The organism is Robinsoniella sp. (assembly GCF_034124845.1).
In genome coordinates this window covers 1-11,551 of record NZ_JAWYAJ010000324.1, presented here as the reverse complement: position 1 = coordinate 11,551, position 11,551 = coordinate 1, and the positions used below count along the sequence as shown (strand labels likewise).

General features: G+C 41.8%; 12 protein-coding genes. 2 read left to right on the top strand and 10 right to left on the bottom strand.

The window, feature by feature from the left end:
* The 6 genes from ACH2DQ_RS16335 to ACH2DQ_RS16310 form a co-directional block, all read right to left on the bottom strand.
* A partial coding sequence (locus ACH2DQ_RS16335; protein WP_395027443.1) for a hypothetical protein occupies positions 1-437 on the bottom strand: 437 nt, incomplete at its 3' end.
* Positions 438-477: 40 nt separating this feature from the next.
* Entirely contained in the window at positions 478-1,506 is a 1,029-nt protein-coding gene (locus tag ACH2DQ_RS16330; protein WP_394912560.1) for a uroporphyrinogen decarboxylase family protein, read from the bottom strand.
* A gap of 61 nt (positions 1,507-1,567) precedes the next feature.
* Complete coding sequence (locus tag ACH2DQ_RS16325) at positions 1,568-2,671, bottom strand: substrate-binding domain-containing protein (protein WP_394912559.1); 1,104 nt, start codon at positions 2,669-2,671, stop codon at positions 1,568-1,570.
* Between the two features lie 133 nt (positions 2,672-2,804).
* Entirely contained in the window at positions 2,805-4,331 is a 1,527-nt protein-coding gene (locus ACH2DQ_RS16320) for a sugar ABC transporter ATP-binding protein (protein ID WP_394912558.1), read from the bottom strand.
* Positions 4,332-4,342: 11 nt separating this feature from the next.
* Positions 4,343-5,347 carry an ABC transporter permease gene (locus ACH2DQ_RS16315; RefSeq protein ID WP_394912557.1) on the bottom strand — a complete coding sequence of 335 codons (1,005 nt, stop codon included), beginning with the start codon at positions 5,345-5,347 and terminating at the stop codon, positions 4,343-4,345.
* Positions 5,348-5,558: 211 nt separating this feature from the next.
* The gene (locus tag ACH2DQ_RS16310; protein ID WP_394912556.1) at positions 5,559-5,783 is read right to left on the bottom strand and encodes a hypothetical protein; all 225 of its coding nucleotides are present in this window, start codon (positions 5,781-5,783) and stop codon (positions 5,559-5,561) included.
* A gap of 60 nt (positions 5,784-5,843) precedes the next feature.
* On the opposite strand from ACH2DQ_RS16310, the gene ACH2DQ_RS16305 reads away from it, so the two are divergent.
* Both ACH2DQ_RS16305 and ACH2DQ_RS16300 read left to right on the top strand, forming a co-directional pair.
* Positions 5,844-6,317: a VOC family protein gene (locus ACH2DQ_RS16305; RefSeq protein ID WP_394912555.1), complete on the top strand. Its 474-nt coding sequence runs from the start codon at positions 5,844-5,846 to the stop codon at positions 6,315-6,317.
* Between the two features lie 163 nt (positions 6,318-6,480).
* Positions 6,481-7,305, top strand: coding sequence for a choloylglycine hydrolase (locus ACH2DQ_RS16300; protein WP_394912554.1), 825 nt, complete (start codon positions 6,481-6,483; stop codon positions 7,303-7,305).
* 192 nt (positions 7,306-7,497) lie between these two features.
* Here ACH2DQ_RS16300 and ACH2DQ_RS16295 read toward each other — a convergent pair whose 3' ends face one another.
* The 4 genes from ACH2DQ_RS16295 to ACH2DQ_RS16280 all read right to left on the bottom strand — a co-directional run bounded on the left by ACH2DQ_RS16295 (position 7,498) and on the right by ACH2DQ_RS16280 (position 11,444).
* Entirely contained in the window at positions 7,498-8,634 is a 1,137-nt protein-coding gene (locus ACH2DQ_RS16295; protein ID WP_394912553.1) for a glycerate kinase, read from the bottom strand.
* Positions 8,635-8,663: 29 nt separating this feature from the next.
* A complete protein-coding gene (locus ACH2DQ_RS16290; protein WP_394912552.1) occupies positions 8,664-9,371 on the bottom strand; it encodes a FadR/GntR family transcriptional regulator in 708 nt (235 codons plus the stop codon).
* A gap of 176 nt (positions 9,372-9,547) precedes the next feature.
* Complete coding sequence (locus ACH2DQ_RS16285) at positions 9,548-10,348, bottom strand: sugar phosphate isomerase/epimerase family protein (RefSeq protein ID WP_394912551.1); 801 nt, start codon at positions 10,346-10,348, stop codon at positions 9,548-9,550.
* Between the two features lie 64 nt (positions 10,349-10,412).
* A complete protein-coding gene (locus ACH2DQ_RS16280; protein ID WP_394912550.1) occupies positions 10,413-11,444 on the bottom strand; it encodes a zinc-binding dehydrogenase in 1,032 nt (343 codons plus the stop codon).
* Between the last annotated feature and the right edge of the window lie 107 nt (positions 11,445-11,551).

Here is an 11,551-nt window from a genome sequence, read left to right as displayed (position 1 = left end):
CGGGAAAAATATCCGTAAAAATCATCCATGCTTCTTCTCTGTTCTTTTAAATCATAGAATCCCTCTGAATAAGAATCTACCATATTCCGAAGCAGCTGATACCGCGATTTCAGGGAATCACTGTCAGTATATTTTGTCAGGCGGTCCAGCCTTTCATACACAATTTCCATACTATCTTCAAATGACTTCAGGTATTCCTTATCACGAAGGTACAAATACGTTTGTGCATCCGCAGCAGCAGATTCCATATTTTGATAAAAACTGCCCAGTTCACTGTATTGGTCGGAAAAATCGCTGTAGGCATACAGGGCGTTTATATTTCCTTTATTAGATAGAAATGCAATAATAAAAACAAATAGAAAAAGGATGCCGGCATATAGTACCAGCTTGTATTTAATCCGGTTAAATTTATTTAACAGAGGGGCTATATGCTTCATGGGACACATCCTTTTTTAAAGTTATTTTATTAATACTATCTTATATGGAATAATTTTTCACAGTGTCTGCAAATGCTCTTATATTAGATTCCGGTGTATTGGACGGAAGTGCACAGCCGGCTCCGATCACCAGCCCTTCTCCTTTGAATATATCTAAGATCCGGTGCGTTTCTTCCTGTATTTGGGCAGGTGTGCCAAAATAAAAGGAACCGGAGGGATCAATGGGTCCGAACATCAGGGAATTCCCCTTTAATAGACTGGCTGTCCGGGTGATATCCGTTTTGTAATCCACTTCCAAACCGGTAAATCCAATACTTGCAAGATCTTCCATGATTAAATCTGTGTTGCCGCAAATATGGCACACTACGGGAATTCCGGCTTCACTCAGATCTTTTTGCAAACGTTTATGATAGGGATATGCAAATTTCAGATACATATTCCGGCTGATCAGGTCTGGTCCGCAGGAACTGTCACCAAAGCTTGTCATATCTGCACCTGCTTCCATCATGAGCTTATGGAGGGTCAGATGTACATCATAAGCACGATCCATTAAACAGAAGATCTTCTCTTCCATTTCTTCGTCCAGCAGGTCTGCCATAAAGTCTTCCATTCCATATGCCAGCATCGCAAGACTAAATGCCATCTGGTCGCAGTTCCCCCTTATCCAGAGTTCTCCTCCGCACCGCTGCCTGGTCAGGCTGACCCCATCCAGGAGGATTTTCACCCGGTCATTTTTCAATAATTTCTCAGGTTCCATCATTTCGATTAACCGGTCAATATCATCGGATGCACATCCCAGCGCTCTTGCCGGTTCATTTTCTGGAAAGTCCACAGGTACGCCGATTGCCCCGGCCTCAATACAGGTATCAATATCAATTAAAATCCCATCCAGACCGTATTTCCGCGCTGCCGTGATATGGGCATCGGCAATGCATGCAGGTTTACTGCGATATTCTGCCATGGAAATTCCAAGCTCCGATGCTGCAGACATAAAGTTATGCAGCATCATGGGTGTGCGGTCAGCTTTTCCTGTGGCAATGGCTGTTTTCACTCTCTCATAACCGTTCATTCTTTGGGTCCTCCTTACAAAGGAAGGGGAACCCCCCCTTCCTGATATTTTATGTTATCCTCTATTTCAAGTCAACTTTAACTTTTAAAGCATCGGCATAAGTATCCACATTTTCTTTTGTTACAATAATGGTTCCTGCATCATTTACTACATTTTCAGGCTTTTTGCCTTCTGTAATATTCTGATACAGCCAGTAAGCTGCCTGGTATCCATAATTATAAAATGAGGTAACAACCGTTCCATCCAGGGAACCATCCTTGATTAAATCCAGAGTTTCTTCCGTATCATCCACTCCATATACCAGAACTTTATCACGGATTCCTTTTTCCTGCACTACTTTGGCACAAGCCGGTCCCGCTTCTGCAGCCAGGTTGATAGCAACATTGATATCGGAATATGCTTTGAATGTATTTTCCCATTCGGTAGTCGCTTTCATTTTATCTGATTTGGATTCTGTAATACTGACAGTCTCAAATCCTCCTTTATGCTTTCCGAAAACTTCTTTGATAGCATTGATCTGATCATGGGCGATCTGGTAATTCAGTGCCGCCACCTGGATGGACGCCTTAATCGGTGTATTTTCATCAATCTTTTGTGATACGGATTCATACAATACTTCAGCCTGTTTTTTTACATCCTTACCAAAAAATGCAAGTCTGTCAGTATCCAGAATATCAGAGTCTACCACCAGCACCGGAATGCCTGCATCAATTGCTGTTTTAACAGGTGCAGCCGGAACAAGCCCCTGAGTTATAATGGCATCTGCTTTCTGGGCTACTGCCGTCTCAACCAGTTTTGACATTTCTTCCGGAGATACATTCTGGGGTCCAACCCAGTCCCCTTCGATTCCAAGCTCTTCACATGCCTGTTCAAATCCATCCTTGGCAATCAGCCAGATTGGATGTGCCAGCAGTGGTGATACGTAAACAAAATGCAGCTTTTTGCCGTCTTTATTAACAGCTTTATTTTCATCGGTCTTCCCTGCAGCCTCCGTGGAACTGCCTGCATCTTCTTTTGTTTCTGCTGAATCTGTTTTGGATGCGGCAGTATCTGCCTGGGACGCAGCGGTATCCGTTTTGGCTGTTGAACTTTCTGTGGTACATGCTGTCAAAGATAAGGTCATGGCAATGGCTAATACAGATGCAATTATTTTTCTCATTTTCATTATTTTTTAATCTCCTTCATATTTGTTATTTTTCATTTTTACAGGTTATATTTTCTGGGCAAATATACCGCAAAGTGGAGCATGCAGATGGCGTGAATGATTATTTGTGCAACGCTGTAACTGATAGCCCGCATCAGGTATTGGATGCTGCTTTCAGCAGGGATACTTCATCCGCTTCCTCTTTTTGCATTTCTTTTAGCACCGTTCCTTTTCCCAGCACAATGAAACGGTCGCACATGGCAATAAGTTCGGGCATTTCCGATGATATCATGATAATACTGATGCCTTTAGATGCCAGGTCTAACATGATTTTATAGATTTCTGCTTTAGTTCCCACGTCGATTCCCCTGGTTGGTTCATCCAGCAGTATAATCTTCAGATTGGTCATCAGCCATTTTGCAAGAATTACTTTTTGCTGGTTTCCTCCTGAGAGATTGGATATCAGGGTATCCAGGCCGGGGGCTTTTACCCGTAACGTTTCAAAATATTCCCTGGCTATCTTTCGTTCTTTGGTTCGGTTGATCAAAAGTGTTCCGGTTATTTCTTTTAAGATCGTTAAAGTCATATTATCACAGATAGACATAGTACTGATAAAGCCATTTTTCTTGCGGTCTTCTGTAAGCAGTCCGATGCCATATTTTTTAGCACTCCGGGGATTGTTTATTTTAATCTCCTTTCCCTCCAGGAAGAGCTTTCCCCCGGTCTTTGGAATAGTTCCGAAAATGGCATTGATAAGCTCTGATCTTCCGGAACCGACTAGTCCCGCCAGTCCCAGTATTTCTCCTTTCTTAAGTGTAAAACTCACATCCTCAATAATATTTTTTCCATAGGCGAATGTATGGGGTACGCAGTAGTTCTCTACTCTCAGCAGTTCACCTCCTATCTTCCGGTTATCCAGTGACGGATACATGACATCCAGATGCCGTCCGATCATATCCTCTATAATAGGGGTACTGTCATAGCCATTTTTCTTTTTATATTCACTGATATAACAACCGTCACGGAGAATCACCATCCGGTCACACAGCTCAAATACTTCATCCAGCTTGTGGGAAATATACAGGCAGGCAAGTCCCTGATGCCTCAGCTCTTTTAACACGGACATAAGGTTGCGGGTTTCTCCTTCCGTAAGGACGGACGTAGGTTCATCTAATATCAGAATTCTGGGATTGCGCACCAGCGCCCTGGCAATACATACCAGCTGCTGCATGGATGGGCTTAAACTTCTTGCCGTTACATTGACATCAATATTCGTATGAAGCCTGGCCAGCGTCTCCTCCGCAATTGTCTTCGCTTTATTCCAGTTGATAAACCCGCTTTTCTTCTTCGGGAGCTTTCCTAAAAGTATGTTTTCCGCTACCGTTAAATCAAGCTCCAGATTCAACTCCTGATAAATCATGGCGATTCCGCTGTTTTCCGAGTCTGTAGGGGAATTAAACAGACATTCTCTGTCCCCCAGCACAATCCTGCCCTCATACTCAGAATGGGGATACAGTCCGCTTAATATTTTCATCAAAGTGGATTTTCCGGCACCGTTTTCTCCCATGACAGCCAGTATCTCATCCTTATACAGCTGCATGGATACATCCTTTAGCGCCACGGTACCTAAAAAACGTTTGGTAATGTGTTCTACCGAGAGAACAACCTGGGTTTCCTTCATTTTAATCCCCCCTATGCCTTTGATTTAATGGAGTTTCGAAGAATCATCTGGCGTTTGTACTGATCTAATAATACCGCCAGTACCAGGATTACGCCAACCACCAGATTCTGCCAATAGACCGATACTCTCATCAGGGTCAGTGAATTGGTGAGGATCTCCATGAACAGCGCTCCGATCGTTGCTCCAATGATGGAACCCATTCCTCCAAATGTGGAGATGCCTCCGATGATGGCACCACAGATTACCGTGAGTTCATATCCGTTTCCTGCTGCTGCTTCTGCCGAACCCAGGCGCGCTGCCATAAAAACGCCCGCCAGGGCAGCCAGCGTTGAAGTGACTACATAGACCAGAAACTTCGTCTGCCTGGTGTTGATCCCCGAAATTCTTGCCGCTTCCTCATTACCGCCAAGAGCGAATACTGCCCTGCCAAATGGTGCTTTCGATAAAATGATGTGCCCCATAACTGCAATTAACAATGCAACAATTACCACCATGGGTATGTGAAAAATTCTGGACTGTTCAATGTTCATCAAGCTTTGCGGCAGCGGGTAGATGGGTACCCCCTGGGTCAAAACGGATACCAGTCCCCTTGCAGCATACTGCATGCCAAGGGTAACGATAAGCGGCGGAATCCCCGCCTTTACAATGATAAATCCATTGATGCAGCCGATCAAACATCCTACAAGAAGACCTGCCAGTATGGCAATCCCAACGGGCAGTCCTGCCTGGCATGCCATTCCGGTTATGACACCGCCTAGTGCCAGTACAGATCCAACCGACAGATCAAGCCCTCCCGTGATTAAAACCAGAGCCATGCCAATTACCGTAATCAGCGTAAAACCGGTAGAACGCAATACATTGAAAATGTTATCCGGCGATAAGAAACCGGGATTAATACAGGTAACAAAAATTATGTACAATACAGAAGCGATAATAATACTGCTTTCCTGTCTTCGCATAAACCAACCTAATTTAGATTGCAAATGCTGTTTTGCATTTTTTTTACTGTCACTCATTTCTCTTTAACCTCCATATTTATTTTATAATTAGATTATAATTGGATATTGAAAGAAAAAATGGGTAAAGTAAGGGACGATTTTGCTGTTTTGTCTATTATATTGTCATGCCGGTAAAAAAAATAGCAATATCTTGTCATAATGACAAGATATTGCTTAAACTCCAGGCAATGTCGTAATCGTAATTAAGGGAAAACACTGCATATGATTTTCATCGCACACCAAACGAGGAATTTTTTTGTTGTTCCATATTCTTTTGTGCTATATCTAAAGACTCTTTATTTACAGAGATATCATTTGCAATGTAAGTTTTTTGATTTAAATCAGTCAGGTCAGTATCAATCCGCGTTAAGATTTGCTTTTCATTATCTATATAATACTCTTGTTTCACTGTACATTCTAACTCTTCATTAATTCGATATTTTTTTCCAATCATCTTGTTGGAATTGTTATGTTAAAAGTAGTTTATTAAAATTTGAAAGAATGTTATAATGATATGAAAATTGAATTTCAATGGGGAAAATATATGATTAGATATGTACATACAAATATTATTGCTAAAGACCATAAAAAATTAATAGATTTTTATAAAGATGTGTTTCATTGTGAAAGTATAGGTGAAAGAAGAAACTTAAGTGGAGAATGGCTTGATAAACTCACTGGAATCCCTAATGCGCACATAGTAGGTGAGCACCTTTGTTTACCGGGGTATGATAAAGACCATCCTACTCTTGAAATTTTTTCTTATGATGAAATGGATACTTCTTGTAGCAAGCTAAATAAATGCGGGATAGCGCATTTAGCATTTGAAGTAGATGATGTTGTAAAGACATTGCAGCATTTACTTAAAAAAGGTGGGAGTCAAATTGGAGAATTGGTAAATGCGGAATATGAGGATGGAAAGAAAGCCGTTTTCGTTTATGCTACGGATTGCGAAGGTAATATTATTGAACTACAAAGTTGGTCATAGATTATATAAAAAGAGAGCATTTTACGGCTCTTTTTAATCTCAGATTGAAAATCTATCTGTTGTTATATGTAACTAACTGAGGAATAGGCATCGTCATATTCGATGTGACGCTTTATGAATAGAAATCATACGCGTCCGGACTAAATTAAAAGGAGGTTTCAAAATGTGTACAAGTTTTGCAATATACAGTCAAGAAAAAGCTATTTATGGTATGAATTTTGATACTGATGAAATTGATTTACAACTAAATGTCAATTGTTATAATGATATGAACTTATTTTATTTTTCAGCCTTAGCAGGTAATAAATACCGGAATATCGCTGGATTTAATAGTGAGGGACTTTTTATCTGTACCCAAGCAGTAAAATATAATTCCGATTTTAAATCAAGTTGTGACGAAAATGATTGGTCTGCTTTTGATATTTTTGATGAGGCACTAAAGAAATCCAAAAAAACATCTGAATTTTTTGGATTTCTTAATAAAAGAGTAATCTCATATCCTAGAAATCCATTATACCCAGATTTAGGGTTACATACTATGATCGCTGATAAAACTGGTGATGCACAAATTCTGGAAGAAGGAAACGATACAAATATAGTAGCCCCTATCCATAATGATTTTATTATTATGACAAATTTTCCTAATGGGGATTTTAAAGAAGCAGATTATAATAAAGTATATGGTTTAGGTGCTGATAGATATATTTGTGCTCATGAATATATTAACGATCATATTCATGGCTTTGGAATAAAGGAAGCCTTTGAAGTTTTAAGTAAAACCAGTCAGGCAAATACTTTGTGTTCCATAGTGTATGATCCATCAAAAAATGAAATTTATATTAGTTTTAAAAAAGATCTCAGGAAAAAATGGAAAATTTCTATCATGGAAAAAACAATTCAATCATTAGAGGGATTTTTAGGCAATAACAAAATCCAATTTACTAATGGGGAAATATTTGTGAATGATCTTATTCGCTTATATAAGTGAAAACTGTCAGAATAAGCAGCAAAATTCTGTACAAAAGGGCCATGACTTTCAATTGTCACGGCCCTTTTTGAATAAATATTGAATTTATGTATAACCTGACTTCTAACCGGGAGGCAATAAAAGCTAACCCTTATTTGTTAATATCCGACTATAACTTTAGCTTCAAAAATACATTTATAAAATTTAGGCATACTACAAAACTTTAATCAACCGAAATACCTGCTCCGCAGTATTCGTAATATTGGTAAGCGCCACCTGGCTGTCCATTGCCTGCTCCAATGTTGTAACCTCCTGTAAGATGGGAAAATACGCATCTATCCCCTTTTCATTGCATTTTACAGCATCCTTGGAGACACTGCCTGCAAGGGCGATCACTTTTGCTCCGTGTTTTTTCGCAAGTGCAGCCACACCCACCGGTGCTTTTCCCATTGCAGTCTGCAGGTCCAGCCGCCCTTCTCCGGTAATCACAAAATCCGCATCCGTTATCTCTTTTTCCAGATCGACCGCATTCATCACCAGATCAATTCCAGGTGTCAGTATTCCACCCAGAAAGCTTAAAAATGCAAATCCCAGCCCGCCTGCCGCACCTGCCCCCGGATATTCGGAATAATTCTGTCCCAAAGTAATTGCCGTGATATCAGCAAAATGTGCAAGATCCCTGTCCAGCTCCTCTTTCATCTCATCTGTAACACCCTTTTGCGGACCATAGATCCAGGTTGCACCGTTGGTTCCGCACAGCGGGTTGTTAACATCACAGGCTATCTGGAATGTGCACTCTTTCAGTTCGGGAATAACGGTGTCCATTTTTATGGATGCCACCTGTTTTAGACTATCTGCCGAGATACCCACAGGATTACCTTCCCGGTCGCAAAACCGGTAACCCAAAGCCGTTAGCATACCGATACCTGCATCGTTTGTTGCACTTCCTCCAATTCCGATTATGAAATTGCGGCATCCCCGGTGTATGGCATCCAGGATTAATTCTCCCACTCCGAAAGTAGTTGCCAGCAGCGGTTTTTTTTCTCTTTCTTTTAAAAGGGTGATTCCGGCAGCTGCTGCCATTTCCATGACTGCCTGCTTTTTATTGGGTATGATTCCGTATGCCGCGTTTACTTTTTCCCTCATCGGACCGCAGACAGATCGGCTTATATACGCACCGCCATATCCTTCCACGAGAGCTTCTACGGTGCCCTCTCCTCCGTCAGCCAGGGGCTTCACAATTACCTCTGCATTCGGATAAACCCGCTTTATTCCGGTTCGTATGCCTTCGCCTGCTTCCATAGAACTAAGGCTTCCTTTCAAAGAATCAATAGCAACTACTACTTTCATACGATCATTCCTCCACCTGTCGATGCAGCCTACCTGCCTTCATTTTTTATCTCTTCAATATATTTCACATTATTCTCCAGATGCTCCCTCATAACTTCCACAGCGCTCTTTTCATCTTTTGCCATGATCGCATCAATAATTTTTCCATGATATTTCAGAGCAAGATCCCATCCCATCTTCTCAATAATGGTCGTTACGTAAGAATTGATGACTTCCCTCAGAATTTCATTTGTCTTAATAATCAGCGAATTCCTTGTCATCTGGCTGATCTTAAAATGAAACTCCGTATCCATTACCGCAAACCCCAGGGAATCAGATTCATCCTTTTTCTTCAGCATCTTTTTGTGGATTTTCTTTAATTCTTCTATATCCTCTTTGGTAGCCCTGCGTACCGCAAGCCTTACCGATTCCACATCAATGATCTGACGGAACTCAAATACCTGTTCTGTTTCCTGCCCGCTTAAATACACAGCCGGCACTAACGCCTGCATATTCCCGCTGATATCAATCACTTTCACAAAAGACCCTTCACCCAGACGGGTTTCAATCAGCCCCAGCGTACCTAGTTTCTGAAGTGCCTGGCGCACCGTAATCCTGCTTACCCCCAGCATATCCGCCAAAGCATTTTCCGAAGGAAGCTTGTCTCCCTGTTTCCATTCACCATCTATAATCATTTGTTTTAATTGCTCAAATACCTGCTCCCCAACATTCACTCGCTTAATTGGTTTTATACTCATATGTGCCTCCACTATTCTACCTGTACGTTGTCATACAGATACAGTTATCATACCTTCTTTTCAGCATGATTGCAACTGTTTTTAAGGCTTTTTCTTATGAAAACACATATACTATTTCTGGTGCGGACAGCCTAGAGCGTGTATGATTTGATTATTTGTGCAACGCTCTAGTTATATTATTTGAAACATTTTTTAAAAAATGCAAGTGCTATTGGGGCGCTTGCCGCATAATCATCGGTATAAGCTTCACAGCTGATCCTACCATCGTAGGAAATAGCATTCAGGGCATCTATAAATGGCTGATAATTTTCTTCCGCTGCCGACTGGGGATATACCCGCCCATCCGGTCTGGCAAAATGAACATGGCGCAAATATTCTTTTCCTTCTTTTATCAGATGTTCGACCGGTTCTTTTTCTTCTGTCAGATGATAGAAATCAACCAGCACCTTTACATGCTCTCCATCTACATCTCTTGCCAGCCGGCATCCCTCTTCAAATGTATTGATCAGGTTACACTCCTGTCTGCGAAGGGGTTCAATCACGATGGTAATGTCCAAGTTATGTGCGATGTCATTTACCTTCCTTAATAGGGCGGCTACCTGCTGATATCCCTGATCCATAGGGAATCCATCCGGTACATTCTTGGCAGGACCGCTGCCGAATACCACATAATCCACACCTAACTCCTGTGCCCGTTTCAGTGCCTCTGCGGCATATTTTAAATTGGCTTCCATATCTGCATCAGGTCCTGTAAGCCGGTAACCGGTTGGAAAAAAGTTATTGCAGACCTCACAATTCACACCGGATACCTCCACGCGATGCTTTAAGGCGGCGAATTCCGCCGGACTTAAATCCATCATCTGCGCAAGGGGTAACTCTACATAATCGTATCCATATGAGACTAATTGTTCCAGAAATTCGATTCCGGTTCCGTCTTCCCCCTCTGCGATCATATTCAGACAACATCCAAATTTCATACGCTTCTACCTCTTTTCTGCTTTTTTGCAGCAGTCCCTTCCGATTCTATTTGCAGATTGTTCTCTATGATCTGCCGGGATCAATTATAACTTTGATATAATTGTCCGGGTTCGTATGTAAATCATCCATCGTTTCTTTTACTTCTTCCAGCGAAATTGTCTTCGTAATTAATTCTGCCGCATTCATTCTACCGCTTCCAATTAAATCCACTACCTCACCAAATTCTTCATGAGTGTAGTTAAAGGAGCCAATGACTCTGCGTGCAGAGCATACGATATCCTGCATATTAATTTCCATTTCTTTCTGGGACATTCCCACCCAGATAGCCTGTCCGCCGATTTTCAGACACTTAATGGACTGGTTCGCTGTAGCCTGAACCCCCACTGCTTCAATGGAAGTATCGATCATGCTGCCATCCGTATATCTGGAAACAGCTTCCATATAATCCTCGTTCTTAGGGTTTATTACCTCATCAGCACCAAATGCTTTTGCAGCAGCAAGTCTCGTATCGCTTAGATCCGAAACCATGATTCTGCCCGGATTCTGTAATTTTACAATCTGAAGTATACAAAGCCCAATGGCTCCGGCTCCGATAATCAGTACATTCTGGCCTTCTAAATTGCCTGCTTTCTTCACTGCTCCATATGCAACCGCATACGGCTCCGCCAAAGCACCGATTTCATAATCCGTATTTTCGGGCAATTTATACAGCAGCTTTTCCGGTACAGCTACATATTCCGCCATCGCTCCATTTACCGTCAGTACGCCAAAGAACCTCTTATTCAGGCACATATTTGTCAACCCTCTTTTGCAGTTTTCACAGGTGCCGCAGAAGTGAATGGGCTGAACGATGACCCTGTCTCCCGGCTTAAACTTTCCGGCACCTGTCCCGGACTCCACTACTTCTGCCGAAAACTCATGCCCCATGGTCATAGGCGCAATTCTTCTTCCGGTCAGTCCCAGATATCCGTGTACATCACTTCCACAGATACCGCATGCACTGACTTTGAGAAGTACTTCCTGTTCCCCGGGGACCGGCACCGGTTCCTCCTGTATTTCTAATTTACCTGGTCCTGTATATTTTAATGCTCTCATTATGCTGAACCTCCTTTTTATGTATTCGATTTGATACGGTTTCAAATCACCGGTATTTCAAACTCGCTTCAGAGCGTCTTTGACAATAGCTGTCTGGCAGATGGCGG